The organism is Nocardioides sp. NBC_00163 (genome assembly GCF_045206295.1).
Lineage (GTDB): Bacteria > Actinomycetota > Actinomycetes > Propionibacteriales > Nocardioidaceae > Nocardioides.
In genome coordinates, this window is record NZ_CP108155.1 from 3,521,128 (window position 1) to 3,547,077 (window position 25,950).

Sequence of the window (25,950 nt, forward strand, 5' to 3'; positions counted from 1 at the left end):
TGCACGCGGCTGTTGCATTACCGTGGAACGTACCCCTTTTGCGTTGGAGTGCAGATGAGCATCGAGAAGCCCGTGATCCGTCCCCGCCGGCTGCGCCGCACGCCGATCATGCGCCGGATGGTCGCGGAGACGGCCGTACGTCCCGCCAACCTGGTCCTGCCCGCGTTCGTGCGCGAGGGGATCGATGAGCCCGTCCCGATCTCGACCATGCCCGGCGTGGTCCAGCACAGCCGGGAGTCGCTGCGGAAGGCCGCGGCCGAGGCTGCGTCCGCCGGCATCGGCGGCATCATGCTCTTCGGTGTCCCCGAGACGAAGGACGCCGTGGGCTCGAGCGCGCTCGACCCCGACGGCATCCTCAACGTGGCCATCGCCGACGTCGTCTCCGAGGTCGGCGACGGGCTCACCGTGATGAGCGACCTGTGCCTGGACGAGTTCACCGACCACGGTCACTGCGGTGTGCTCGCCGAGGACGGCTCGGTCGACAACGACGCCACCCTCGAGATCTACGCTCAGATGGCGATCGCCCACGCCGAGGCCGGCGTCCACATGGTCGGCCCGTCCGGGATGATGGACGGCCAGGTCGCGGTGACCCGCGACGCCCTCGACGGCGCGGGCTACACCGACGTCTCGATCCTCGCCTATTCCGCGAAGTACGCCTCGGCGTTCTACGGCCCGTTCCGCGAGGCCGTCGACTCCGCCCTCAAGGGTGACAGGCGGACCTATCAGCAGGATCCGGCCAACGCTCTGGAGGGTGTCCGCGAGGCGCTCCTTGACGTCGCTGAGGGTGCCGATATCGTGATGGTCAAGCCCGGGCTCCCGTATCTCGACGTCCTGCAGCGAGTGCGTGAGTCTGTCGATGTTCCGGTGGCTGCCTACAACATCTCAGGGGAGTACTCGATGTTGGAAGCCGCCGCCGCGAACGGCTGGATCGACCGCGAACCGGCGATCCTGGAGACACTCACCGCCTTCAAGAGGGCGGGCGCGGACGTCATTCTGACCTACTGGGCCACCGAAGCAGCTGGCTGGCTGCGAGGCTGACGTTCTCGCTTGATCAGCCGAGCACCTCTGTGACGTGGAACATATCCTGAGAGTAGACTCGAGCCTGTGACCAATCGAGAGTTGGGCAGCACGAAGCGCACCGGTCGGCCGCGCAACAGTGGACGGAATTCGGCGAACCCGCGGGAAGAGATTCTCAAAGAGGCGTCCCGCCTCTTCACCGCTCAAGGGGTCGCGGCGACGACGATCAGCCAGATCGCCGAGTGCGTCGGACTGCGCCAGTCCTCGATGTACTACTACTACAAATCCAAGGAGGAGATCCTCTCCGCCTTGATGGAGAAGAACCGCGAGTCGCTCACGCTCGCGGAGAAGCTTCTCGAGGAGGCCGGCCCGGCTGCTCCGCGGCTCTACGCCTTCCTCTACACCGACGTCCGCCAGCTGTGCACCGCGCCGCTCGACTTCTACGAGCTGGAGGTGGCCGCCCTGGCGCAGCCGCAGGTCTTCGCGGGCTTCGAGGAGGACGGCGACAAGCTGCGTGACGCGGCCGCCCAGCTCCTCGAGATGGGCGTCGCCAGCGGTGAGCTGCGTCAGACCGACCCCGCCGCCACCGCGCTGATGCTGCTCTCGCTCAACGAAGGCGCCCAGCACCGGCTCTGGCACGGCCGGCGCGACGACGAGAAGGCCCCGGCGAGCTCCGACGCCCTGGCCGAGTCGGTCGCCGACTACCACCTCAGCTCCCTGCTGGCCGACGCATCCTCCCTGGATGCGGTCCGCGAGCTCGGCCGAGCCTTCGTCACCGAGTACGAGGACGACGAGCCCGCCGCCTGACTGTCGCGAACTCGTGGGGCCGCCCGCGCGGGGTGTAACACGTCGTTCGTAGGACTACTCGCCCTATTAGAACGACCGGATAGTCCTACGAACGACGTGTTACACGTGCGGCGGCCCGCGGCTCCTGCTCACGAACGCGAAGGACCCCGCCAGATGGCGGGGCCCTACGCGTATGGCGTGGGACTACTTGACGAGCCCGAGCAGCTTCAGCAGGCCAGTCAGGATGCCGCCGACAGCGCCGGTCGCCTCGTTCAGGGTCTTCCCCTGCAGTTGCGCCACGCAGTCGGTGATCGTGCTCTGCGGGACGGTGCGGGCGAGGACGGAGCCGACCTGGTCGATGACAGCGTTGGTGCAGATCGTGGTCAGCTCGGCGACGGTCGCGACCACCTTCTCGACCGGCTGGGTCACCGGCTCGAGCGCCTTCCCCGGGTCGGTGGTGGTGCCGCCGCCGTCGTCACCGCCGCCGGTGCCACCACCGGTGCTCCCGCCGGGAGTCTCCCCTGAAGGAGCCTCGCTGGAGGGGCCGGAGGGAGCCTGCGAGGAACCGCCGCGCGGGCCGGCCTGCTGGCCGCCCGCCCGGAGCTCGCGGTCCTTCTGCTTCGAAGACTTGGGAGCCTCCATCCGCGGGATCGCGTAGTCGACCGGGACCGTGCTGTTCGGGATCGAGGTGAAGTCACCGGAGCGGTAGGCCTCGGCGACACCGAGCACGGTCGTGACGTACGACTGGCTGTGGTTGTAGCGGAAGACCGCTGCTCGCGCGCCCTGGTCGGTGGAGAGGTCGTCGTTGCCGGAGCAGAGGTAGACGGCGGAGGCGAGGGCGGCGTCGTTGATGTCCTGGGGGTTGCGCTTGCCGTCACCGTCGGCGTCCACACCGACCATCGCCCAGGTGGAGGGGATGAACTGCATCGGGCCGACCGCGCGGTCGTAGCTGGTGTCGCCGTCGTACTGTCCACCGTCGGTGTCGGTGATCTGGGAGACGTTGCCCTTGCCGTTGAGCGGCACTCCGTAGATGCCGGGCGTGGAGACGCCCTCGGCGCTGAGACGGTTGTCGTTGGCGCGACCGTGGTTGGACTCGACCCGCCCGATCGCGGCGATCAGCGGCCAGTCGATCTTGCAGGCGGCGTCCGCGGCGTTGATGACGGTGGCCGCACGCTGATAGGCGGCGAGCGCGGCGGACGGGATCCCGGCGGCACTGGCCGTCCCGGGCAGCGACTTGTCGCCCTCGTTGGTCGAGGCCGACACGCTGGCCGGCGCCTCGATCGCCTCGGCCGGGACCGATGTCCCGTCGGGCAGGCTGAACGCGTCGTCGTATCTGGTCCCTGATGCGGTGGCACTCGACTGCGTCAGACCGGTGACGTTGACCGTCCAGGCCGCGCTCAGCAGCGCGAGCGGAACGAGCGCGGTCGCCTTCTGAAGGCGGCTGTAGCGCGAAGCGGACATCGAATCTCCCCTGGTGATCACCGCACTGAAATCGTACGGAGGTCGTGCTCCCTCATGCAACGTTCAAACGAACCGTCTCACGTCGAAGTTACGCGCGTCACGTTTTACCGGAACATTGCGTTCCACTAAACGAGACGCCGATGAGACGTACGAAGTTGCACCTCGTGATGCCGAACTCCGCTCCGAATTGTTGCGGTCCCAGAATGTGGGTCATCTGACCAGGACGATTGACCGAACGAGTGAAAAAGGTAATCCTCATCACACTGCCGGGCCACGGGAGGGCCGGGTGGAACTCCTCGAGAGGATCCGATCGAATGCGCCACAAGCGTTCAACCACGATGTGTGTCCGTCTGCTCGTCGCCTCAGTCGTCGCCACCGGACTCTTGTTCGGGCCCTCGCCCGGACCGGCCATGAACAGTGCGAGTGCCGCGCCCGAGTCGCCGTACCTCGTCGGCCGTGGGATCGCCGACGTCACCGGCGAGCCGGGGGAGAACGGCATGATGGGGTACGCCGACCTCGCGCAGAGCACCACCGGCATCCACATGCGTCAGCGCGCCCGCGCCTTCGTGATCGCCGACGCGGCGAGCGGTGAGCGCGTGGTCCACGTCGTGGCCGACATCGGGATGATCTTCCAGGGCCTGCGCGACGCCGTACTCACAAAGTTGCAGCAGCGGTACGGGGACCTCTACTCCGAGCGCAACGTCATGCTCACCGCGACCCACACCCACGCCGGGCCAGGTGGGTTCTCGCACCACAACCTCTACAACCTCACGACGCTCGGCTATCACGAGAAGACCTTCCGAGCGGTCGTCGACGGCATCGTGTCCTCGATCGGACGCGCCGACGCCGACCTCGCGCCCGCCGACCTCAGTCTGTCGACCAGCCAGCTCACCAACGCCAACGTCAACCGCTCCAAGCAGGCGTTCGACCGCAACCCGGAGGCCGACAGGGCGTACTTCCCCAGCGGCACCGATACCCGCAGCACCACTCTTCAGGTACGCCGCAAGGCCCCTGACGGGTCGACCAGTCTCGACGGGATCATCAACTGGTTTCCCGTCCACGCCACGAGCATGTCGACCGACAACACGCTGATCAGTCCCGACAACAAGGGCTACGCGGAGTACGTCTGGGAGCGGCAGGTGCGCGGCGTCGACTACATCGAGGACACCGCACCCGACTTCGTGGCGTCGTTCGCGCAGTCCAACGCCGGGGACATGTCGCCCAACCTCAACCTGCAGCCGACCGACGGCCCGACCACGGACGAGTTCGAGAACACCCGCATCATCGGCACCCGGATGGTCGACGCGGCCCGCGAGGGACTCGAGTCCGACAAGCGGTCGCTCGAGGGCGGCATCGACTCGCGCATCGTGTACGTCGACTTCTCCGAGGTCGCCGTACGGCCGGAGTTCACCCCCGACGGCAAGCCGCACAACACCTGCTCGGCTGCGCTCGGCGCCTCCTTCGCCGCTGGCAGCACCGAGGACGGCGGTGGCGGACTGCCGATCTTCAAGGAGGGCAAGGACGGCGGCAACCCGCTGGTCGAGCTGATCGCCGGCGCGCTCTACACCGCGTCGCCCGAGCTGAAGGCCTGCCAGGCGCCGAAGGAGGTGCTGCTCCCCGTCGGCGACCTCGACCTGGTGCAGCAGAAGCTGCCGGTGCAGCTGATGAAGATCGGCGACTTCTACATGGTCGGGATGCCGGCGGAGGTCACCGTGGTGTCGGGTCTGCGGATCCGACGGGCGGTCGCCGAGGCCGTCGGCACCGATCTCGAGAACGTCCTGGTCCAGGGCTACGCCAACGCCTACGGGCACTACCTGACGACGCCGGAGGAGTACGACTCCAAGGAGTACGAGGGCGCGAGCACCCTGTTCGGTCGCTATGAGCTGCCGGCGTTCATGCAGGTGGCCTCCGATCTCGGCACGGCGATGCGCGCCGGCGTCGACGTACCGCAGGGGGAGAAGGAGGCCGACCGCAGCGCCTGGCAGCTGCCGTCGCCCAGTGGCGCCGTGCTCGTCGATGCGCCGCAGATCGGCCGCAGGTTCGGCGACGTGCTGACCGCGCCGGGCTCGATCTACCGCCCCGGGCAGCAGGTCAGCGTGGTCTTCGCCGGTGCGCACCCCAACAACAACCTCCATCTCGGTGGCAGCTACCTGGCCGTCGAGCGCAAGGTGGGTACGACCTGGCAGCGGGTCGCCGACGACGGCGACTGGTCGACGAAGTTCCGCTGGGCGCGCGACGGCATCGCGGCCTCCAAGGTGACGATCACGTGGGACGTCCCACCTGGCACCGCGTCGGGCAGCTACCGGATCCGCTACTTCGGCGATGCGCGCAACCTGCTCGGGACGGTCTCGTCGTTCACCGGCACCTCGCCCGTCTTCGGGGTGAGCTGACCATGAAGACGCTGCCGATCACCTTGGCCGCGGGGGCCCTGCTTGCCTCCGGCTTCACCTCGGGGTCGCCCGCGTACGCAGCGCCTTCGGGTGGTACGCCGACGATCGAGGTGCTTTCACACAACGTTCAGATGCTGCCGCCCATCCTCGGTGGCAAGGCCAACGCGACCCGCGCCGACCTGATCGCGACGGCCGACTACGTGAAGGGCCATGACGTCGTGGTGTTCCAGGAGGCCTTCGACAACCGGCCGTCGAACACCCTCAAGAGCCGGCTAGCGACGCAGTACCCCTACCAGACACCGGTCCTCGGCAGGTCCACCTCCGGGTGGGACGAGACCCTGGGTGCCTACTCGCCGCTGGCGCCCGAGGACGGCGGTGTGACGATCCTGAGCAAGTGGCCGATCGCCCACAAGGTGCAGTACGTCTACAGCGGCGGCTGCGGCGCCGACGCGCTGTCCAACAAGGGCTTCGTCTACGTGCAGCTGGATGTCGACGGCACTCCTGTCCACGTCGTCGGCACCCACGTCCAGGCGGAGGACCCGCTCTGCTTCGGTCGCGGGGCCGCCGTCCGCGCCGAGCAGTTCGCGACGATCGACGAGTTCCTGGACGGCCTGGCGATCCCGTCCGACGAACAGGTCATCGTGACCGGCGACCTCAACGTCGACAGGGCCTCGCCCGAGTACACCGACCTGCTGGCGGCCACCGACACCGTCGCCCCGACGTCGTACGACGGACACCCGTTCAGCTGGGACCCGACGACGAACCCGCTCGCCACGGGCGGGCAGGAGCACCTCGACTACGTGCTGCATCGCCGCGGCCACGTACGCCCGCGGGTGTGGACCAACACGGTGCTCACGCCCACGTCGCCGCCCTGGGAGTACGCCGGGACGACCTACACCGACTACGCCGACCACTATCCCGTCGCAGGCAGCTGAGGAGCTCCAATGACCGTCACACCCCGACTGCGGAGCGTCATCGCAGCGACTCTGACCGTGGGCGCCGTGCTCGGTGCCACCGCGGCGCCCGCCGTCGCCGATCCGGCACGCACCCCGAGCGCCGCACCGGCGTACCAGAAGTACGTCGCCCTGGGTGACTCCTACACCGCCGGCCCGCTGATCCCGTGGAACAGCACCTGGTGCTTCCGCTCCAACAACAACTATCCGGCGTGGCTGGCCACCGATCTCGGGATCTACTACGAGCCGGGTGCGTTCCACGACGTCAGCTGCTCGTCGGCGGACACGAGCAACCTCACCCTGCCGCAGCCGACGCCCACGCCGGAGCTCAACCTGGCGAACCAGTCGCCTCAGCTCGACGCCGTCACCCTCGACACCGACCTGGTCACGCTCGGGATGGGTGGCAACGACTACGGCGTCTTCGGCTCGCTCATCGGCTGCGGCGACTTCCGTGACCAGAACCCCACGGGTACGCCGTGCCGGGACCACTACACGGTCGGCGGGGTCGACACGCTCTCGGCCGCGCTCGACAACACCGGCCGCAACCTGGGGCGCTCGGTGGCCCTGATCAAGGAGCGCGCACCCGGCGCGAAGGTCGTCCTCGTCGGCTACCCGCGACTGCTGCCGCCGACCGGCTACTGCCCGGACGTGGTCCCGTTCGCCGATGGCGACTACGCCTGGGCCGACTCCCTCAACCGCAAGCTCAACGCGGTCATGAAGCGCGCCGCGACCGACGAGGGCGCGACGTACGTCGACACCTACGGGCCCGCTCTCGGTCACGACGCCTGTGCCGGTGATGCCGCGTGGGTCCGTGGTGACTCGACCGACCTCTTCGCCGCCGCTGCCTTCCACCCCAACGGCGCCGGGATGCGGGCCATCAGCAAGATCGTGCTCGATGCTCTCGGCGAGCAGTCGGTGGCCGGGACGACCGCGCCGAAGACGCGGCCGGACAACGTGCGGAGCGACCGCGAACAGCAGCGCTGGCTCCGCGAGCACCCGGACGCCGTGCTCCCGACCGACGACGCTCCGGTAGGGGCACGATGACGCCGGAGCGAGAGGCGGTCGCCGATGCCTGCCGGGCGTTGGCGGCCGAGGGGCTCGTCATCGGTACGGCAGGCAACGTCAGCGTGCGCTCCGGTGACATGGTCGCGATCACCGCGACCGGGGCGTCGTTCGCCACGATGACCGCAGACCAGGTGACCGTCCTCGCCCTCGACGGGCAGGTCGTCGCGGGTGAGCTCGCGCCGACCTCCGAGGTCGACCTGCACCTCGGGCTCTACCGCCGCCGGGAGACGGGCGCGATCGTTCACACCCACGCGCCGATGGCCACCGCGCTGTCATGCGTCCTGACCGAGCTGCCGTGCGTCCACTACGGCTTGCTGGCGCTCGGCGGCACGGTCCGCGTGGCGCCGTACGCGACCTTCGGCACGCCGGAGCTCGCCGAGCTGGTCATCGAGGCGCTCGAGGGCCGCGGCGGCGCGCTCATGGCCAACCACGGCGCGATCACCCAGGCGGCCGACCTGGCCAAGGCGGTCGAGCTGGCCCTGCTCCTGGAGTGGGGCTGCACCGTCTACTGGCGAGCTGCCGCCATCGGTACCCCGCGCGTCCTCGACGAAGACCAACAGGCCGCGGTGATCCACGCCGCCCTGACCCGCAGCTACGGCACCACCCGACCCTCATCACAGGAGAACTCGTGACCACTTCCCCCACCGTCGTCACCCTCGGCGCACACGTGCTCGACACGCTGGTACGCCACGTCGAGTCGATCCCCGAAGGACAGGACGGCCAGCTGGTCGACGAGATCCGGGTCACCGCGGCCGGCCCCGCCGGTGGCACCGCGCTGGTGCTCGCCAAGCTCGGCGCGACCGTGGTCAGCGCGGGCGCCATCGGGACCGACGCGGTCGGCGATCAGCTGCTCTCGCTGCTGCAGCGCGACGGCGTGGACACCGAGCATCTGGTACGCCGCGAGGACCACCAGACCTCCGCGAGCGTGCTCCCGATCCGCCCCGACGGCTCGCGGCCGGCGTTCCACGTGATCGGGGCCAACGGCGCCTACGGTGCCGACGACGCGCCGCTGGACGTGATCGCCGCGGCCGACCACCTGCACCTCGGCGGCCCGGAGTTCATGGGCGGCGACGCGGCGGCGAAGATCCTCGCCCACGCGCGCGACAACGGCGTGACCACCTCGCTCGACTCCCTCGCGCCCAGCGACCCCGGCATGTTCGAGTGGATCGCGGCCGCGTTCCCCTATGTCGACCACCTGCTGGTCAACGACGAGCAGGCGCTCGGCTGGACCGGTGCCGCCGATCTGGAGGCGGCCTGCCGCACGCTGGTCGAGGCCGGCGCCGGCTGCGTGGCCGTGACCGCCGGCGCCCAGGGCGCGGTCGTGGTGACTGCGGACGAGACCGTTCGGGTGCCGGCGTACGACACCGAGGTGGTCGACACCACCGGCTGCGGCGACGCGTTCTCGGCGGGCTACATCCGGGGTCTCGCGCTGGGCCGGACGCCCGCCGAGGCGGCCAAGCTGGGCTGCGCGACCGCCGCTCAGGTCGCCGGCGGCCTCGGGTCCGACTTCGGCAGCTTCGATCTCGCCTCGGTCGAGAGCTTCGCCGCCGCCGCCGCGGCGCTCAAGGAGGTCTGAGGAGTGCCGCGCGCAGCGCGGGTCGACGTCGCGATCGTCGGCGCCGGCCTGGCCGGGCTGACCGCTGCTCGTGCCCTGGTGGCCGCAGGCCGCAGCGTCGTCGTGCTCGAGGCGCGCGACCGGGTGGGCGGCCGTACCCTCAACCACGACCTCGGCGACGGTCAGGTCGTGGAGGCCGGCGGGCAGTTCGTCGGACCGACCCAGAACCACATCCTCGGTCTGGCCGCCGAGCTGGACGTCAAGACCTTCCCGGCGTACACCGAGGGTGAGGCGGTCTACGTCCGCGGCGGCCGCGCCAAGCGCTACGCCGGCGACGTACCCCCGGACCCGACGGCCCTGGCGGACGTTGCGGTGACGATGGCCCGTATCGACCGGCTCGCCCGGCGGATCCCGTTGGGCGCACCGTGGCAGGCACGCAACGCCGCACGGCTGGACGCGGTCACCTTCGACTCGTGGATCCGCGACACCACGGTCAGCGCCGCCGGCGTCGACCTGGTCAACATCTTCTTCGGCTCGGCCTACGGCGGCACCGCGGCGGATGCCTCGGCTCTGTTCAGCCTCCACTACGTCGCCGGCATGGGCGACGAGGACCACCACGGCTCGATCGCCCGTGGGATCGGTGTGGAGGGCGGAGCCCAGCAGGATCGCTTCGTCGGCGGGTCGCAGGGGGTCTCGCTGGCGATGGCCGAACAGCTCGGCGACCGGGTGGTGCTGAACGCCCCGGTGCGCGCGATCGAGCAGAACGGCCGCACCGTGAAGCTGCGTACCGACGCGGGGGTGTGGCAGGCCGGGCACGCGATCGTCGCCGTCCCGCCCCCGCTCGCAGGCAAGATCTCCTGGTCGCCGTTGCTGCCGGCGCCGCAGGCGGCTCTCTTCGACCGGATGCCGATGGGCAACCTGATGAAGTGCGAGGCGGTGTACGACGAGCCGTTCTGGCGCGCGGACGGGCTCTCCGGACAGGCCACGTTCCGCTCGTCCGACTCGGCGATCTGCTCGATGTTCGACAACACCCCGCCGAGCGGTGGACCCGGTGTGCTGATGGGGTTCCTCGGTGGCCGTGCCTGGCGGGCGCTGGCCCACCGGCCGCCCCGCGAGCGCCGGGCCGCCGTGCTGCGTACCTTCGCGCGGGCGGTCGGCCGGGAGGCGCTGCGCCCGCGCGACTACTTCGAGCAGGACTGGTCGAGCGAGGAGTGGACCCGGGGCGGGCCGACCTCGGTCCTGGCCCCCGGCGTACTCACCGCCCTCGGTGCCTGGCGGGACCGGCCCTTCGGGCTCGTCCACTGGGCCGGCGCGGAGCACGCCGACTACTGGAACGGCTACATGGACGGCGCCGTCCGCTCCGGCCGCGACGCCGCGGCTGCCGTGATCGACGTACTGGAAGGAACTGAGAGATGAGCATGACCGAGCTGAGCGAGACCGCTGTGCTGGCCGTCCCTGTGGAGCGGGTCTGGCAGGTGGTGTCGGCGACGAACCGGTACGCCGAGTGGGTGGACGGCGTCTTCGAGGTGACCGACCATCACGGCGAGGCCGAGGTCGGCCGCACCTACGCCGAACGCAACCGCACCATCGGACCGCTGTCCACGCGGTCGACCTGGACGGTCAGGGAGATCGAGCCGCTGACGACCCGCATCGACACCGGTGAGGGCTTCGCCCCGCTGCACGAGATGACCAACGTCTTCCGGTTCCGGCCGGTCGCCGTCGACGGCGTCGAGGGCGCCGGCACCGAGATGACGTACGCCGTCCGCTACCGCGTCGGCCTCGGCCCGCTCGGCGCGGTGATCGACAAGGTCACCCAGCCCGGGCTGCGGAAGGCGTTCCAGCAGTCGATGCGCAACCTGGAGGACCTGATCGTCGCCGAAGGTCAGTGACGAGTCGGCGACGCTTGGTGCTTGGTGAGGCCGAGGACCCGGTCGACGTACGGGTTGGCGAAGACGCCGGTCGGGTCAAGGTCGTCGCGTAGCGCGGTGAAGTCGCCGAACCGCGGGTATCGCTCGGCGAGGTCGGCCGCGGTGAGCCGGTGCATCTTGCCCCAGTGCGGACGCCCCTCGGCAGCGCCGAGGATGTCCTCGCAGACGGAGAACCAGCGCTCGTGGGGCATCCGGTGGTACTGGTGGAAGGCGACATAGGCGACGTCGCGGTCGTACGCCGGCGAGAGCCAGATGTCGTCGCTCCTCACGAATCGGACCTCGAGCGGGAACGACACCTTCTCGTCATGGGTGTCGACCCACTGCCGGAGCTCGCGGAGCACGTCTGCGACCTGGGCCCGCGGGACGGCGTACTCACCCTCGCGGAAACGTACGTCGCGGTGGGACGCGAACACGTTCGGGGCCAGGTCGGTGAAGTCGCGGGACGACACCGCACGGGTCACGAACCGGGTGATCCCGGGCACCAGGTCAGGGAATCGGGTGCCGAGGCGCAACAGCGCCTCGAAGCCGATGTTGGTGACGATCTTGTCGTCGATCGTCCTGGCGAGCGCGCTCATCGGGTTGAGCTCGACGTCGCCCGGAAGCCGCTCGAAACGGCGTGTCAGTGCGGTGGTGGTGTGCGGGAACCAGAAGAACTCGAAGTGGTCGTTGCCCGCCACCAGCTCGTCGAGCCCGTCGAGCGTCTCGTCGAGCGGCATCGGCGCGTCGACCGCGCGCAGGGCGTAGAGAGGCACGCACTGGAGCGTCACCTTGGTGATCACGCCGAGGGATCCGATCGACACCCGTGCGGCCTCGAAGAGCTCTGGCCGCTCCTCGCGCGAGCACGTCACCACCGAGCCGTCGGCGAGCACCAGTTCGAGCGCGCGGATCTGGTTGGAGATGCTCCGAAATCTCTCGCCGCTGCCGTGGGTGCCGGTCGAGACCGCGCCGGCGACCGTCTGCCGGTCGATGTCGCCGAGGATCTCCATCGCCAGCCCGTGCTGGGCGAGCATCGGGTTGAGCCGGTGCAGCGGGAGTCCGGCCCCGACGGTGACCAGACCCGAGTCCGCGTCGACGGCGAGTACGCCGTCCAGCCGGTCCGGCCGGAGCTGGAGCCCGGGCGCGACGGCCGCGCCGGTGAAGGAGTGCCCGGATCCGATCGCGCGCACGGTCAGGCCGTCGGCGACGGCAGCCGTCACGGCGGCCGCGACCTCATCGGTCGTCGCGGGCGTGGCCACGCGTGCCGGGGTCACCTCTTCGGTACCGGCCCAGTTGCGCCATCGAGTGCTCATGGATGGGTCCCTTCTGTGGGCAGTCGGGCCTCAGGATGACCCAGGTCACACCAAAGGTCAATAGTCTTGGACACTTGACCTAATTCGGTGGTCGGTCCATGCTCGGTGAATGCTGGATCTCACTGTCCCGACGCGGGCGCGCGCCTCCTTCGAAGACCTCGAAGCCGCCACCGCCGACCTCCCCACGCCGTACGCCGTGGTGGACGTCGCCGCCCTGCGCGCCAACGCAGCCGACCTGGTTCGCCGGGCTGACGGCAAGCCGATCCGCGTCGCGAGCAAGTCCGTCCGCTGTCGTGCCCTGATGCGGAGCACGCTGGCGATGCCGGGCTTCCGGGGTGTGCTCGCCTACACCCTGCCCGAGGCGCTCTGGCTCGCGCGTGAGGTCGAGGACGTCGTGGTCGGCTACCCGACCGCCGACACGGCCGCCATCCGGCGGCTCGCCGACGACGAGCTGCTGGCCTCTCGGGTGACGCTGATGATCGACAGCGTCGAGCATCTGAAGCTGATCGCCGCCGCGGCCGGCGCCAGCGGTCCGCGGATCCGGATCTGCATCGAGCTCGACGCCTCGCTCCGCCTGGCCTCCGGCCGAGTGCACCTCGGCGCCCGCCGCTCGCCCGTGCATGCGCCCGAGCAGGCGGCCGCGCTCGCCCGGGCCGTCGTGGCGCACCCGCGCTGCGAGCTGGTCGGCGTGATGGCCTACGAGGGCCAGATCGCGGGGATGGGCGACAACCAGCCGGGCCTGTCCAAGCACGTCATCCGTGCGCTGCAGCGGAGGTCCGTCGACGAGCTGGCCGAACGACGGGCCGTCGCCGTGGCCGCTGTGCGACGGGTGGCGCCGCTGGAGTTCGTCAACGGCGGTGGCACCGGCAGCATCGAGACGACTGTCGCCGAGGACGCCGTGACCGAGGTGGCTGCCGGATCGGGACTGTTCGCTCCGCACCAGTTCGACCACTACACCCGCTTCCATCCTCAACCTGCGGCGTACTTCGTCCTGTCGGTGGTACGCCGCCCCTCACCGCGCCACGCGACGGTTCTCGGCGGTGGCTGGATCGCCTCCGGCGCGGCCGGCAAGGACCGGCTCCCGATCCCGGTGTGGCCGCGCGGCCTCGCTCTGGTGCCGTCCGAGGGAGCGGGCGAGGTGCAGACGCCGCTGACCGGTGCTGCGGCTGCCCGCCTCGGGATCGGCGACCGGGTGTGGTTCCGGCACACCAAGGCCGGCGAGCTCTGCGAGCACGTCGACGAGCTGGTGCTCGTCGACGGCGGCAGCGTCGTCGACGCCGTCCCGACCTACCGAGGAGAAGGAAAGACGTTCCTATGACCACGACCGTCACCCCCGCGCCGCCACGTGCGGCCCGCCGGGCCTGTTTCGCGGCCTTCGCGATCCAGGGCTTCACCTTCGCCTCCCTGATCACCCGGCTGCCCACGATCAAGGCAGAGCACGACCTGAGCGACTACCAGGTGCTCCTGCTGCTGGGCGGGGTTGCGATCGCGTCGGCCGTCGGCAGCGTCATCACCGGGTACGCCGCCGCGCGCTTCGGCAGCGCCAGGGTCCTCAGGGTCGCGCTCGTCGGCGCGTCGGTGGCGACGCTGCTCGTCTCCCTCCCGGACAGCGTCGCGGGCCTGGTCGTCGCGGTGTGTGCGTACGGGCTCTTCGTCGGTCAGATCGATGCGGCCATGAACATGCAGGGAGTCGGCATCGAGGACCTCTACGGCCGCAGCATCATGGTCGGCTTCCACGGCATGTGGAGCCTCGGCGCGGTCGTCGGCGGCGGCTATGCGGCGCTGACCCTGGAGCTGGGCTGGTCGCTCCTGCTGTCGTTCGCGATCGTCTGCGCGGTCGGGCTCGTGCTCAACGCCGCGCTGCTGGGCGACCTGCTGGTGGTCGACCCCATCGACGGCCATGTCGACGCCGGCGACCACACGCCGCGCGCACCGCAGGTGCCGTGGCTGCCGGTCCTGCTGCTCGCCGTACCCACCTTCGTGATGTGGTTCCTCGACTCGTCGATCTCGGCCTGGGGTGGCATCTACCTGGTCGACGGGCTGTCGTCGACGCAGAGCGCGGCGGCCCTGGCGTTCACGGCGTACCAGGCGGTGCTGCTGGTCACCCGGTTGTTCGGTGACAAGGTCGTACGCCGCATCGGACCGGTGCGGACCGTGCGCATCAGCGGGCTCGTCGCGATCGTCTCGATGGCGCTGGTCGTCGCCGCGCCGTCGGCGTGGGTCGCGATCGTGGGCTTCGGTCTGCTCGGCGCCGGCCTGGCGATGATCCCGCCGTTGTCGTTCGTCGCGGCCGGCCACCTCGACGCCGACGGTGGCGGTCAGGCCGTCGCCCGGGTCAATGTGTCCAACTACGTCGGTTACCTCGTGGCCGCCGTCGCCATCGCCACCGTCGCCGAGCAGGTCAGCCACCGCGCGATGTTCGTGCTGCCGCTGCTGCTGAGCCCGGTCCTGTTGCTGATGGCATCCCGGTTCGCCCCCCAGGTAAGGAGCAAGGCATGAGTGCTGTCATCGAGGTCGAGAACCCGTCGACAGGCAAGACGATCGAGAGCGTTCCCGACCTCGGTGCAGCCGAGGTCGAGGCGCTCGTCGCCACCGCCAGGGCCGCGCAGCCCGCCTGGGCCGCCCTCGGATACGCCGGCCGCGGCCGCTACCTGCGCCGCATGCAGAAGTGGTTCCTCGACAACGCCGACCAGATCGCCGAGACGATCCACGCCGAGAACGGCAAGTCGCTCGACGAGGCCAACATCGAGGTGATGTACGGCGCTGTCGCGAGCGCGTTCTGGGCCAAGCACGCCTCGGAGTACCTCGCCGACGAGAAGATCACCAGCCGGTCTCCGTTCGTGCTCGGGCGCAAGCTGGTCGTCCGCTACCAGCCGGTGGGCGTCGTCGGCGTGATCGGGCCGTGGAACAACCCGCTCCTCAACAACTTCGGCGACGTGATCCCGGCGCTCGCGGCCGGCAACACCGCCGTGCTCAAACCGTCGGAGGTCACTCCGCTCACGTCGGTGCTGATGGCCGAGATGGCCCGCGAGATCGGGCTGCCCGACGGCGTCTTCGGCGTCGCGACCGGGACCGGGGCGGCGGGTGCGGCGCTCGTGGAGCAGGTGGATGCGGTGATGTTCACCGGCTCGACCCGGACCGGGAAGAAGGTCGCCGGGCGCTGCGGCGAGCGGCTGATCCCGTGCAGCCTCGAGCTCGGCGGCAAGGACCCGGTGATCGTGCTGGCCGACGCCGACCTCGAGCGCGCCGCGAACGTGACGCTCTTCAGCGCAATGCACAACTCTGGCCAGACCTGCACCTCCTCGGAGCGCGTGTACGTCGAGGCGCCGGTCTACGACGAGTTCGTGGCCCTGATGACCGAGCGCTTCGAGTCGCTGCGCGTCGGTGAGTCGACCGGCTTCGGCACCTCGGAGTCGGGGTCGCTGACCTTCCCGCCGCAGCTCGACACCGTCACCCGGCACGTCGAGGACGCGGTGGCCGGCGGTGCGAAGGCCCTCACCGGAGGAGGCGTACGCGAGGGTGAGGGGCGGTTCTTCGAGCCGACGCTGCTGGTCGATGTCGACCAGGACATGGCGTGCATGCGCGAGGAGACGTTCGGCCCGACGCTGCCGATCATGAAGGTCGCCGATGCGGCCGAGGCCGTGCGGCTGGCCAACGACTCGGCGTACGGCCTGCAGGCGGCGGTCTACACCAAGGACCTCGCCAAGGGGCAGCGCATCGCGCGCGAGCTCCAGGCCGGCACCGTCACCGTCAACGACGCCCTGGCCAACTACTTCGCGCTCGAGCTGCCGATGGGCGGATGGAAGGACTCCGGCCTCGGTGCCCGGCACGGGCGGGACGGCATCCGGAAGTTCACCAAGCGGCAGTCGATCCTGGTGACCCGCTTCGGCACGAAGAACGAGCTCCACGGGATGCCGTTCAAGGCCAAGAACTTCCGTGCGCTCAACCGGCTCATCAAGACGCTCTACGGACACCCCCGCAACACGTAGGGCTGAGCTCTCCGAGGAACGTCGGTCAGTCCGTCGAGCCGGGTGAGCGCGAGGCGAGGAGGGGTAGCGCCTCGAGCAGGATGTCGAAGGCCCCGAGCACGTTCGCATCCGGGTCGAGCAGGTGCTGCAGCTGCAGGCCGTCCATGGCCGCCATCACCAGGCGCGCGACGCCCTCCAGGTCCGTAGCGGGTGCCGCGGCCGGCTCGAGCTCGGCTGGTGCGGCCTCGGTCAGCGCTGCGGTGAACTCGGCGACGGTACGCCGGTAGCGGGCGACGGTGAAGTCGTGGGCCGGGTGGCTGGGGACGATCGACTCGGCGGTGACGGTGGTGAACAGCTGGGTCAGCCCGCGGTCGGCGATGGCCCGTTCGAACATGCTCCGCGCCACCTGGGCCTGCTCGTCCCAGGTGGCGCCGGTGTCCGCCTGCTGGCGCGAGGCCTGGTCACGCTCCTCGAGCACGGCCATCAGCAGGCCCGTCTTGGAGCCGAAGTGATGCAGCACCCCGGCCTGGCTCATGCCGGCCAGGTCCGCGATCTCACGCAGCGACGCTCCGTGGCTGCCTCGGCGCCCGAACACGTCCTGAGCCACGTCGAGGATCCGGCGCCGCTGCTCGGCGGACTTGGCGTACGGACCACGGGCTCGGCTGGACATGCTCGCAGTCTAGGTGGCCCGAACGAAAACCTAGCGGACATTCGGTATTCGAGTTATCGTCATGGCCATGACCCGGCCGCTGCCTCGATTCCCTGCTGGCTTCGAGTGGGGTGTCGGCGCCTCGGCGTACCAGACCGAGGGCGCGCTCGACGCCGACGGGCGGGGACGGTCCACGTGGGACGTCTTCTGCGAGCAGCCCGGGCGGATCGCCGACGGATCGACGCCGGCGACCAGCGCCGGCTTCTACGACCGCTACCCCGAGGACATCGAGCTGGTACGCGACCTCGGCGCCGACGTCTACCGATTCTCGATCGCCTGGCCGCGGATCCTGCCGACCGGGTCGGGCGAGGTCAATGCCAAGGGCCTGGACTTCTACGACCGGGTGGTCGACGAGATGCTGGCGGCTGGTCTGAAGCCGGCGCCGACGCTCTACCACTGGGACACCCCGCTGCCGATCGAGGAAGCCGGCGGCTGGATGAACCGAGACACCGCGCTCCGCTTCGGTGAGTACGCCGCGGTCGTGGCCGAGCGGCTGGCCGACCGCGCGGCGTACTGGATCCCGCTCAACGAGCCGGTGGTGCTCTCGTTGCTCGGCTACGCGATCGGTGGCTACGCCCCCGGGCAGGAGCTGCTCTTCGAGTCGCTGCCGACCGTCCACCACCAGCTGCTCGCCCACGGGCTCAGCGTCCAGGCGATCCGCGCGGCCGGCGGCCACAGCGTCGGGACCGCCAACCCGCACGCACCGACCTGGCCCGCCTCCGAGAGTCCGGAGGACCTCGCCGCCGCTGCGTTCAGCGCCGACCTCACCGACTGGATCTGGGGCGACCCGATCCTCCTCGGCCACTACCCTGAGGGGTATGCCGAGGGGATGCCCGGTCCGGTCGCCGAAGACCTCGAGGTCATCTCGACCCCGCTCGACTTCTACGGCGTCAACTACTACAGCCCGCAGCGTGTTGCCGCCCCGACCGGTGAGCCGTCGTTGATCCAGGAGCACGAGATCCCGGCGGAGATGCCGTTCCGGGCGGTCGAGGTCGACGGGCCCAAGACCGGGCTCGGCGGCGAGATCAGCCCCGACGGCCTGCGCGAGGTCCTGCTGACGCTGACCGAGCGGTACGGCGAGAGCCTGCCGCCGCTGATCGTCACCGAGAACGGCACCTCGCAGCAGCCCGGCACCGAGGAACCCGGTCCAGACGGCAGGATCCACGACGACGGCCGGATCGACTACCTCGACACGCACGTGCGCGCCGTGCACCAGGCGATCGAGGAGGGCGCGGACGTCCGTGGCTACTGGGTCTGGTCGCCGACCGACAACTTCGAGTGGACCCACGGCTTCACCCAGCGCTTCGGCCTCGTGCACGTCGACTACGACACCCTGGTGCGGACGCCGAAGGACTCCTACTCCTGGTATCAGCAGCTGATCGGCGGCCAACGTGACCAGCTCTGAGCTCACTCGGTCGGCGCTGGACGAGCCGGCCAAGCCGGCCCCCAAGTCATGGGTGGCCGCGATCTCGCTGGCCAACGTCGGTCTCTTCACCGCGTGGTTCGGCCCGATCCTGACCCTGCTCGGGATGCAGGCGGAGCGGTTCGCCGGTGACGACAAGGAGGCCGCGCTCGCCTGGGTCGTCGGCATCGGCGCGCTCTGCTCGACGGTGGCCAACCCGGTCGTCGGCGCGCTCTCGGACCGGACCACGTCACGCTACGGCCGTCGACTGCCGTGGACGGTCCTCGGCATCTGTGGAGGCGTGGCCAGCCTGGTGCTGCTGGCCTTCGCGCCGAACCTCGTCGTGGTGACCATCGGATGGTGCCTGGCCCAGATCGCCCTCAACGCGAACTTCGCGGCGATCACCGCCGCCGTACCCGACCACGCGCCGCACCGGCAGCGCGGCACCATCGGCGGCTTCCTCGGCCTCGCCCAGACCGTCGGCGCCGTCGTCGGCGCCGGGCTCGCGGCGGCTGCGGGTGGGATCGTCGGTGGCTACCTCGCGTGCGCGGTCTTCCTGGTGATCGCGAGCGCGCCGTACGTCGCGATGCGCCGCGACCTGGTCCTCGACCCCGCCGACCGGCCATCGTTCTCGTGGGGAACGTTCCTCCGTGGCTTCTGGATCAGCCCTCGTCTGCACCCCGACTTCGCCTGGGCGTGGCTCACCCGCTTCCTGATGAACCTCGGGTTCTCGATCGGGCTGGTCTATCTGCTCTTCTACCTCGACGACGCGGTGCACCACGAGAACCCCGAAGCCGGCGTCTTCCTGCTCTCGGCGGTCAACTCCCTCGCTCTGCTGGTCACGGTCGTTGCGGGCGGATGGCTGTCGGACCGGCTCGACCGCCGCCGTATCTTCGTGACCGTCGCCGGCGTCGTGATGGCCGCCGGCACCCTCTCGCTGGCCGGCTTCCACTCCTGGACGGCCGCGATCATCGGCGTGGCCGTCCTCGGCCTCGGCATGGGCGTGTTCACCTCGGTCGACCTCGCGCTGATGATCGACGTACTCCCCGAGGCGATCGACCGCGGCAAGGACCTCGGCGTCGTCAACATCGCCAACTCGCTGCCGCAGGTGCTCGCCCCCGTCGTGGCCGCGCCGGTCGTGAGCGTGCTCGGCGGGTACTCCACCCTGTACGCCGTCGCCGCCGGTGTGACGCTGACCGGCGCCGTCCTGGTCTACCGGATCAAGTCCGTTCGATAGGAGACAACTCGTGACCACCCACCCTGACCTGCCCAGCCTGCAGCTCCCCGCCGACTTCGTGTACGGAGTCTCCACCGCGTCGTACCAGATCGAAGGTGCCGTCGAGGAGGGCGGCCGCGGGGCGTCGATCTGGGACACGTTCTGCGCAGAACCGGGCCGGATCAGGAACGGCGATACCGGTGCGGTCGCGTGCGACCACTACCACCGGTACCCCGAGGACATCGCGCTGATGAAGGACCTCGGCGTGGACGCCTACCGGTTCTCGATCGCCTGGCCGCGGATCCAGCCGACCGGCTCCGGGCCGGCCAACGCCGAGGGGCTGGCCTTCTACGACCGGCTCGTCGACGGGCTGCTGGAGGCGGGCATCAAGCCGGTCGCGACGCTCTACCACTGGGACCTGCCGCAGGCTCTGCAGGATGCCGGCGGCTGGCTCAACCGCGACACCTCGCTCCGTCTCGCCGAGTACGCCGCGATCGTCGGCGAGCGCCTCGGTGACCGGGTCTCGATGTGGATGCCGCTGAACGAGCCGGTCGTGGTCACCATGTTCGGGCATGCCCTCGGCGCCCACGCTCCAGGCCTGGCGCTCGGCTTCGACGCGCTGCCGGTGGCCCATCACCTGCTGCTCGGCCACGGCCTGTCGGTCTCCGCGCTGCGAGCGGCCGGAGCGAGCAACATCGGCATCGCGTCCAACCACCAGCCGGCGAGGCCGGCGTCGGACTCGGCCGAGGATCGCGAGGCCGCCGAGATGTTCGGCACGCTGACCAACTGGCTGTTCTCCGACCCGATCCTGCGCGGCGAGTATCCCGACGAGCTGATCACCTCGATGATGCCCGGGCCGGTCGCCGAGGACCTGAAGGTGATCTCGGCCCCGCTCGACTGGTACGGCGTCAACTACTACCAGCCCGTGCTGGTCGGCGCCCCTGGATCCGGCGGCGACGAGGGCCCGGCGCTCGAGGGCGCGATCATGCCGGAGGGGCTTCCGTTCGAGCCGCGCCAGATCGTCGGCGTACCCACCACCGACTTCGGGTGGGCGATCGTCCCAGACGGGCTCACCGAGATCCTGACCCAGTTCCAGGAGCGGTACGCCGGCGCGCTGCCGCCGGTCTACGTCACCGAGAGCGGCTGCTCGTTCCACGACACCGTCGCCGACGACGGAGGAGTGCACGACCAGCGCCGGATCGACTACCACGACGCGCACCTGCGGGCGGTGGCCGACGCCATCGCCGAGGGCGTGGACGTACGCGGCTACTTCGCGTGGTCGCTGCTCGACAACTTCGAGTGGGCCGAGGGGTACGCCGAGCGCTTCGGGCTCGTGCACGTCGACTACGACACGCTGCGGCGTACTCCCAAGGACTCGTTCCGCTGGTACCAGGAGCTGATCGCCGCCCGCCGCTGACCGGCGGGCGGGACCAGCCCGGGCAGGTCAGCGGTCGTAGACGCCGACCTCCCACAGGGAGTAGCCGTAGCGGGTGGCGCGGCTGACGCCGTGGACACGTACGTAGCGGGCGGTGGTCGGCTCGAAGGTGGCTGTCTCGACCCCGCCCTTCCCGGCGTCGGTCGACCACACCGTGCGCCACGTCGTGCCGTCCGAGGAGACCTCGACCTTCCACGCCGCCGCATGGGCGCTCTCCCAGTCGGCGACCACGCGGCCCACGGTCCGTTCGCTGCGCAGGTCGAGGGCGAGCCACTGGTCGTCGCTCCAGTCGCTGGCCCAGCGGGTGCCGGTGTCGCCGTCGATGGCGCGGCCCGGCGCGAAGCTGGTGAAGGCGCTCCACTCCGACGAGCTCGCCGTGGCGCGCGACCCGGCCGCGAGGTTGCCCGGCAGCGTGTAGCCGGATGCGGCACCCCACGTGTCGAGGTAGGACTGGGCTCCGCCCATCAGGTCCTGAACGGCCTCCGTGCCGCCGAGGCGGCGGATCTGCTCGATCCAGTCCGGGACCAGGCCGACGTGGGCTCCGCCGTCGGTGTTGACGTCCCAGACCCGTTCGCCGGTGACCTGCTTGTCGATCACCGACCCGCCGTCGACACTGCGGAACGGATAGGTCACCGGGCTGGGGCCGTCGGCACCCAGGGGAGCGGGGTGGGAGCCGAGGCCGTTGAAGTCGCTGCCGATGCCGAGGCCCTTGTCGTACTCGGTGCGCAGCGCCTCGGTCCGCCCGGCGGCGCCGATGAACTCCTCGGGTCCGAACATGTACTCACCGATGAAGCCGCCGAGCCCGTAGACGCGTTCGGCCCAGCCGAGGTCGGCCCAGCTGTGGCTGGAGATGACGCCGGGGTAGTCGGCCGACTCGAGGATGTCGAGCGCGCGGCCGGTGGCCTTCACGCTCATGTGGTCGAGCTCGACGAGCATGCCGCGCTGCATCATCCCGCGCATGGCGTACTCGCCGAGCCGGGAGAGGCCGCGGGTGTTGCACTGGGCGTCGTCGTCGTACGTCGGCACCTCGGTGCCCGCGGGCAGCTTCTCCTCGATCTCGGGGACCGCTGCGTCGCCGATCGGGTTGTCGTGCTGCGGCCCGCGGCACTTCTCGGTCCGCCAGAAGGTGCCCGTCGACAGGAACTGGCCGACGTTGATGATCGTCCCGGTCGTGCCCGAGTCGAAGCGCACCCCGCAGAGCGCGTTGTCGAACTTGTGGCACAGGAACATACTGCGTACGCCGAGGGCTTTCAGCTCGTCGAGGCCCTGGTCGATACCGGCCTTGCTGCACTGGGCGATGTCGAGGACCTGCTTGCAGCCGAACGGCTCTGAGGTCTCGACGCCGAGGATCACGGCGAGCTTGCCGTCCTCGATGACCTGCCGGGCCTGTGCGGGATCGGTGACGATCCGGAACCAGCCCTTGCCCTCGCCGCCGTACATCCTGTCGACGAAGTCCTGCAGGTCGTAGGTCTTCTCCGCCTGCAGCCGGATCGACTCCATCTCGTCACAGCCGCGGTCGCGGTTGGGGTTGATCGAGCAGATCACGCCGTTGCTGGTCAGGTCGGTGACCAGGACGCGTTGCCCGGCTCGCCACGACCGCTCCAGCCAGGCGTAGTAGTTCTGCTGGTGCGACATCGTGCGGTACGACGGCCAGTCCTTGAAGGTCGGCCAGCCCGCCGGGTCGTGCTTGCCGTCCGGCTCCGCGCCGGTGAGGTTCTCCAGCAGCGCGCCGGAGCCGTCGGGGTAGTGCGCGGCGCAGTCCTCGAGCGCGTCGGCGACCCCGGCCTCGGAGAACGGCTTGCCGCAGACCAGCTCGCCCCCGAACGCCTCGTTGGTCATCAGGTGGTTGTGGACGTCGGCGAAGCCGCGTACGTCACCCTTGGCATCGGTGCCGGTGAACGGCTTGCCGGTGACGTTGACCCGGGAGTCGGGCACCGGCCGGTCGGCCGGCTCCCACCACTGGTCCGGCGGCGACGACCAGGCTGGCGGGGCGAACGCCACGAAGCCGATGAGGACGAGACAGAGCAGCGTGCGGATGGCGTTCACAGTGCCTCCAGGGTGCGTGACGTACGCCGCATCCTAGAGTTGGTCGTATGACCGGGTCAACGGTCCAAAGGCCCGTGACTACGCCGATCTGGCCATGGAGGCGACGTGCGCCGCGGCGAAGTCGAGTGCGGCGCCGGCAGCCTCGGCGTCGCCCTCGTTGAGGAACAGCAGGGTGAGCCCGTCGATGTTGGCGGTGAGGTATCTCGCGAGCATGGGGATCGGCTGGTCCCACGTCACCCCGGTGGACTCCGCGAGCACGGTGAGGACCTGGGTGTTGGCCTCGAGGTAGGTCTCGTACTGACGGCGCGCGACCGTGGCCAGGCCCGGCTGACGGAGGGCGTACTGCGTCAGCTCGTAGGTCACCTGGTGCTCCTCGGGGTTGGCGATGACGTGCTGCCAGTACGCCCTGAGCGCCGCCTGGAGCTTCTCCTCGAACGACTCCTCGCCGCGCATCTCCACCAGCGCCAGCTGGAGCGTGTGCCCGGTGATCGCCTCGATGACGTTCTCCAGCAGCTCCTGCTTGGAGCGGAAGCAGTAGTGGAAGGCCCCGAGCGGCATGTCGGCCTCCGCCACGATCGAGCGCGTCGTGGTCTTGGCGACGCCGTCACGGACCATCACCCGGATCGCGGCCTCGACCAGGCGTTCGCGGCGTACGTCGGCCGAGACGCGCGCCATCAGAGGTCTCTCGTCAGCAGGAAGCCCATGCCGCCAGCGTACGTGACCAAGACGATTGACCAGGATGCCAGGCCCCGGGCCGACGTCGGACGGCGGATCGTCGGATGGGTAACTGTGGTGTCACGGCTCGGGAACAGCAGGACCAAAGCAAAGAACGTCGGCTTTGGCGTTGGTACGTTCCATGCGCTGCGCCGCCTCGGGACCGGTTCGCCCCTTTCGTTTCTCTGGAGTCAGGAGTCCCCATGCGTCGCGCGTCGTCGCTCTTCGTCACTGTTCTCGGCGCGGCACTGGTCGCCGCCTCGTTCGGCCCGGGAGCCGCGATGGCAGCGCCGCCCCTCGACCCCGCTCCGCTGGCTCCGGTCGTGTCCAGCCTCGACTTCCCCGAATGCGGCTCGGTGTGTCCCCACACCGGCAACCATGTAGGCGAGACGGGCACGTTCTTGTTCGAAGCCGCCAAGGGCGACGTCGATGTGGATGCGTACCGATGGTCCGTCGTCGGCGCCGCCGAAGGTGAGCCGTCGGGGTGGAGCGAGCCCGTCGCGACCAATGCCGGCAAGCCTCGTTCGATCTCGTTCACGCCGACCGCGTCCGGACCTCGGAGCGTGAGCGTCCAGGCTCACGACAAGGCAGATCTGTGGGGCACCGTGGCGACCTATACCTTCTATGTGCCCCGCAACGCTCCCCAGGTGGACTGGTCCTTCGACGACCCGAACGCCCCCGGCGCCAACACTGGCCAGGATCCTGCCGTCGCTGACCTCAGTCTCGGAGGCGCGGCGACGTCGCCGCTCGGTCGCAACGACATCGGCCTGCGGTTCGACGCGGGAGAGCCTGCGACTGCGACATCAGGGATCTCGACCGCCGCAGACTTCACCGTTGCGCTGTGGGCGCACGTCGATGCCGCCGAGTCGATGACCCTGGTCTCGGCGACCTCTCCGGAGGGCAACGCGCTCGAGATCGGGTACGACGCGATCGCCCGCAGCTGGGTCGCCGGACGGCGCTCAGCCACGAGCGCCGAGCTCGCATCGGCCGCGGGTAGCCAGGGCACCTGGACGCACCTCGCGGCCACGTATCGGGCCTCGATCGACGAGCTCACACTCTGGGTCGACGGGGTGGCGCGGTCCAGCGTGACGTACGCCTCGGAAGCCTGGGGCAGCGTCAGTTGGACGCTGGGCTGCGGTAGCGCGTCGACCACCGGGGCAGATTGCGCGACGGCGATGGTGGACGAGGTCGGGATCTGGGACAACGCGGCCTCCGGTTCCGTGATCGCCGACCGTGTGGCCCTGGAGACGAACACGGGGTACGCGACCAGCATGGCCGCCGAATGGAATCTCGGCGTGAGCGACGACACCGTCGAGTCGGGCGTGCTGACCGATCGCTCCTTCGATGCCCAGCTTCAGGTCGACGGCGCCGGCGACCAGTACCTCCCCGGTGGGGTCCTGGCGCTGCCGGGCGCGCCCGAGCAGCGCATCGCACTGAGTCATCCGGTGACGGACTCGGCCGTGTCGTTCTCGGTCGCCTCATCCGTACGCCTCACCGATCCGACGCGACCGGGAGTGATCGCCCAGCAAGCGGGCGAGAACGTGGCTGCCTGGACCCTCGGCTATCGCGTCAAGAGCGACGGTACGGGTGGGCAGTTCTACTTCCGCATGGCCGCGGGCGACAGCACCGACGCCGAGTTCGCCGAGGTGCGTGCGGACGTCTGGACGCCGGACGAGGTCAATGTCGTGATCGGCGTCTACAACGCCGAACGTCGGCAGATCGAGATCTACCTCAACGGGTTCCCGCCGGCCCCGGGCGACGGCAGCACCGAGGGTGAGATGCCGGAAGCGTCGTTCAGCGCTCCGTGGACTGCTCGGGGCGGGTTCGAGGTCGGCAACGGTTCCACGACAGCTGATCTCGCCGGGCCGACTGCGCCGCTTGCCGGCGACCTCGTCGGGGTGTGGCAGTACGCCGGCGCGCTCGGCGCCAACGACATCTTCAACGCCGATCCGGGCCTGCCCCCGGGGGCTGCAACTGCCGTCGGCTGAGGCCGAAATGGGGATTCGGCGACGCCTC

At 70.0% G+C, this 25,950-nt stretch carries 21 protein-coding genes; 16 read left to right on the forward strand and 5 right to left on the reverse strand.

The window, feature by feature from the left end; translation table 11 throughout:
* The first annotated feature begins 54 nt into the window (after positions 1-54).
* Both hemB and OG801_RS16930 read left to right on the forward strand, forming a co-directional pair.
* A complete protein-coding gene (gene hemB, locus OG801_RS16925) occupies positions 55-1,038 on the forward strand; it encodes a porphobilinogen synthase (protein ID WP_406029932.1) in 984 nt (327 codons plus the stop codon).
* Between the two features lie 66 nt (positions 1,039-1,104).
* Positions 1,105-1,824, forward strand: coding sequence for a TetR/AcrR family transcriptional regulator (locus tag OG801_RS16930; protein WP_406029934.1), 720 nt, complete (start codon positions 1,105-1,107; stop codon positions 1,822-1,824).
* A gap of 183 nt (positions 1,825-2,007) precedes the next feature.
* Here OG801_RS16930 and OG801_RS16935 read toward each other — a convergent pair whose 3' ends face one another.
* Positions 2,008-3,264: a lytic murein transglycosylase gene (locus OG801_RS16935; protein WP_355020720.1), complete on the reverse strand. Its 1,257-nt coding sequence runs from the start codon at positions 3,262-3,264 to the stop codon at positions 2,008-2,010.
* Positions 3,265-3,674: 410 nt separating this feature from the next.
* On the opposite strand from OG801_RS16935, the gene OG801_RS16940 reads away from it, so the two are divergent.
* The 7 genes from OG801_RS16940 to OG801_RS16970 are packed head-to-tail and all read left to right on the forward strand — an operon-like array spanning position 3,675 to position 11,116.
* Positions 3,675-5,654, forward strand: a complete 1,980-nt coding sequence (locus OG801_RS16940; RefSeq protein WP_406029936.1) for a neutral/alkaline ceramidase — start codon at positions 3,675-3,677, stop codon at positions 5,652-5,654.
* Between the two features lie 2 nt (positions 5,655-5,656).
* The gene (gene sph / locus OG801_RS16945) at positions 5,657-6,589 is read left to right on the forward strand and encodes a sphingomyelin phosphodiesterase (RefSeq protein WP_406029938.1); all 933 of its coding nucleotides are present in this window, start codon (positions 5,657-5,659) and stop codon (positions 6,587-6,589) included.
* Positions 6,590-6,598: 9 nt separating this feature from the next.
* Positions 6,599-7,651 (forward strand): SGNH/GDSL hydrolase family protein, encoded by a 1,053-nt coding sequence (locus OG801_RS16950; RefSeq protein ID WP_406029940.1) that lies wholly within the window; start codon positions 6,599-6,601, stop codon positions 7,649-7,651.
* Positions 7,648-8,304: a class II aldolase/adducin family protein gene (locus OG801_RS16955; RefSeq protein WP_406029942.1), complete on the forward strand. Its 657-nt coding sequence runs from the start codon at positions 7,648-7,650 to the stop codon at positions 8,302-8,304. Before OG801_RS16950 ends, OG801_RS16955 begins: the two co-directional genes overlap by 4 nt.
* Positions 8,301-9,248 (forward strand): carbohydrate kinase family protein, encoded by a 948-nt coding sequence (locus OG801_RS16960; RefSeq protein ID WP_406029944.1) that lies wholly within the window; start codon positions 8,301-8,303, stop codon positions 9,246-9,248. Before OG801_RS16955 ends, OG801_RS16960 begins: the two co-directional genes overlap by 4 nt.
* Positions 9,249-9,251: 3 nt before the next feature.
* Positions 9,252-10,643 (forward strand): flavin monoamine oxidase family protein, encoded by a 1,392-nt coding sequence (locus OG801_RS16965; protein ID WP_406029946.1) that lies wholly within the window; start codon positions 9,252-9,254, stop codon positions 10,641-10,643.
* Complete coding sequence (locus OG801_RS16970) at positions 10,640-11,116, forward strand: SRPBCC family protein (protein WP_355020713.1); 477 nt, start codon at positions 10,640-10,642, stop codon at positions 11,114-11,116. The genes OG801_RS16965 and OG801_RS16970 overlap by 4 nt, the downstream gene beginning before the upstream one ends.
* Here OG801_RS16970 and OG801_RS16975 read toward each other — a convergent pair.
* The gene (locus OG801_RS16975) at positions 11,110-12,444 is read right to left on the reverse strand and encodes a D-arabinono-1,4-lactone oxidase (protein WP_406029948.1); all 1,335 of its coding nucleotides are present in this window, start codon (positions 12,442-12,444) and stop codon (positions 11,110-11,112) included. The genes OG801_RS16970 and OG801_RS16975 overlap by 7 nt on opposite strands.
* 109 nt (positions 12,445-12,553) lie before the next feature.
* Here OG801_RS16975 and OG801_RS16980 point away from each other — a divergent pair, with 109 nt between their 5' ends.
* Genes OG801_RS16980 through OG801_RS16990 form a run of 3 tightly spaced genes read left to right on the forward strand, consistent with a single transcriptional unit; the run spans position 12,554 to position 16,433 of the window.
* Positions 12,554-13,762, forward strand: a complete 1,209-nt coding sequence (locus tag OG801_RS16980) for an amino acid deaminase/aldolase (RefSeq protein ID WP_406029950.1) — start codon at positions 12,554-12,556, stop codon at positions 13,760-13,762.
* Positions 13,759-14,943 (forward strand): MFS transporter, encoded by a 1,185-nt coding sequence (locus OG801_RS16985; protein ID WP_406029952.1) that lies wholly within the window; start codon positions 13,759-13,761, stop codon positions 14,941-14,943. Before OG801_RS16980 ends, OG801_RS16985 begins: the two co-directional genes overlap by 4 nt.
* Positions 14,940-16,433, forward strand: a complete 1,494-nt coding sequence (locus OG801_RS16990) for an aldehyde dehydrogenase family protein (protein ID WP_406029954.1) — start codon at positions 14,940-14,942, stop codon at positions 16,431-16,433. The genes OG801_RS16985 and OG801_RS16990 overlap by 4 nt, the downstream gene beginning before the upstream one ends.
* A 25-nt stretch (positions 16,434-16,458) precedes the next feature.
* On the opposite strand, the gene OG801_RS16995 is transcribed toward OG801_RS16990, so the two are convergent.
* On the reverse strand, positions 16,459-17,082 hold the full coding sequence (locus OG801_RS16995; RefSeq protein ID WP_406029956.1) for a TetR/AcrR family transcriptional regulator: 624 nt from the start codon (positions 17,080-17,082) through the stop codon (positions 16,459-16,461).
* 67 nt (positions 17,083-17,149) lie between these two features.
* Here OG801_RS16995 and OG801_RS17000 point away from each other — a divergent pair, with 67 nt between their 5' ends.
* From OG801_RS17000 to OG801_RS17010, 3 genes are read left to right on the forward strand one after another with little or no spacing between them, the layout of a single operon-like run.
* Positions 17,150-18,526 carry a GH1 family beta-glucosidase gene (locus OG801_RS17000; protein WP_406029958.1) on the forward strand — a complete coding sequence of 459 codons (1,377 nt, stop codon included), beginning with the start codon at positions 17,150-17,152 and terminating at the stop codon, positions 18,524-18,526.
* Positions 18,513-19,760 (forward strand): MFS transporter, encoded by a 1,248-nt coding sequence (locus OG801_RS17005; protein WP_406029960.1) that lies wholly within the window; start codon positions 18,513-18,515, stop codon positions 19,758-19,760. Before OG801_RS17000 ends, OG801_RS17005 begins: the two co-directional genes overlap by 14 nt.
* Before the next feature lie 10 nt (positions 19,761-19,770).
* On the forward strand, positions 19,771-21,156 hold the full coding sequence (locus OG801_RS17010; RefSeq protein WP_406029962.1) for a GH1 family beta-glucosidase: 1,386 nt from the start codon (positions 19,771-19,773) through the stop codon (positions 21,154-21,156).
* Between the two features lie 27 nt (positions 21,157-21,183).
* On the opposite strand, the gene OG801_RS17015 is transcribed toward OG801_RS17010, so the two are convergent.
* On the reverse strand, positions 21,184-23,220 hold the full coding sequence (locus OG801_RS17015) for a discoidin domain-containing protein (RefSeq protein ID WP_406029964.1): 2,037 nt from the start codon (positions 23,218-23,220) through the stop codon (positions 21,184-21,186).
* Positions 23,221-23,298: 78 nt separating this feature from the next.
* Complete coding sequence (locus OG801_RS17020) at positions 23,299-23,895, reverse strand: TetR family transcriptional regulator C-terminal domain-containing protein (RefSeq protein WP_355020704.1); 597 nt, start codon at positions 23,893-23,895, stop codon at positions 23,299-23,301.
* 242 nt (positions 23,896-24,137) lie between these two features.
* Between OG801_RS17020 and OG801_RS17025 the strand changes: the two genes are divergently transcribed.
* A complete protein-coding gene (locus OG801_RS17025; protein WP_406029966.1) occupies positions 24,138-25,922 on the forward strand; it encodes a LamG-like jellyroll fold domain-containing protein in 1,785 nt (594 codons plus the stop codon).
* The last annotated feature ends 28 nt before the right edge of the window (positions 25,923-25,950 follow it).

What these genes read in the sequence shown, in the direction of transcription:
- hemB (WP_406029932.1), top strand. Translation starts at nt 55, where the DNA reads ATGAGCATCGAGAAGCCCGTGATCCGTCCCCGCCGGCTGCGCCGCACG.
- OG801_RS16935 (WP_355020720.1), bottom strand. Translation starts at nt 3,264, where the DNA reads ATGTCCGCTTCGCGCTACAGCCGCCTTCAGAAGGCGACCGCGCTCGTT.
- OG801_RS16940 (WP_406029936.1), top strand. Translation starts at nt 3,675, where the DNA reads ATGAACAGTGCGAGTGCCGCGCCCGAGTCGCCGTACCTCGTCGGCCGT.
- sph (WP_406029938.1), top strand. Translation starts at nt 5,657, where the DNA reads ATGAAGACGCTGCCGATCACCTTGGCCGCGGGGGCCCTGCTTGCCTCC.
- OG801_RS16950 (WP_406029940.1), top strand. Translation starts at nt 6,599, where the DNA reads ATGACCGTCACACCCCGACTGCGGAGCGTCATCGCAGCGACTCTGACC.
- OG801_RS16955 (WP_406029942.1), top strand. Translation starts at nt 7,648, where the DNA reads ATGACGCCGGAGCGAGAGGCGGTCGCCGATGCCTGCCGGGCGTTGGCG.
- OG801_RS16970 (WP_355020713.1), top strand. Translation starts at nt 10,640, where the DNA reads ATGAGCATGACCGAGCTGAGCGAGACCGCTGTGCTGGCCGTCCCTGTG.
- OG801_RS16975 (WP_406029948.1), bottom strand. Translation starts at nt 12,444, where the DNA reads ATGAGCACTCGATGGCGCAACTGGGCCGGTACCGAAGAGGTGACCCCG.
- OG801_RS16980 (WP_406029950.1), top strand. Translation starts at nt 12,554, where the DNA reads ATGCTGGATCTCACTGTCCCGACGCGGGCGCGCGCCTCCTTCGAAGAC.
- OG801_RS16985 (WP_406029952.1), top strand. Translation starts at nt 13,759, where the DNA reads ATGACCACGACCGTCACCCCCGCGCCGCCACGTGCGGCCCGCCGGGCC.
- OG801_RS16990 (WP_406029954.1), top strand. Translation starts at nt 14,940, where the DNA reads ATGAGTGCTGTCATCGAGGTCGAGAACCCGTCGACAGGCAAGACGATC.
- OG801_RS16995 (WP_406029956.1), bottom strand. Translation starts at nt 17,082, where the DNA reads ATGTCCAGCCGAGCCCGTGGTCCGTACGCCAAGTCCGCCGAGCAGCGG.
- OG801_RS17000 (WP_406029958.1), top strand. Translation starts at nt 17,150, where the DNA reads ATGACCCGGCCGCTGCCTCGATTCCCTGCTGGCTTCGAGTGGGGTGTC.
- OG801_RS17020 (WP_355020704.1), bottom strand. Translation starts at nt 23,895, where the DNA reads ATGGCGCGCGTCTCGGCCGACGTACGCCGCGAACGCCTGGTCGAGGCC.
- OG801_RS17025 (WP_406029966.1), top strand. Translation starts at nt 24,138, where the DNA reads ATGCGTCGCGCGTCGTCGCTCTTCGTCACTGTTCTCGGCGCGGCACTG.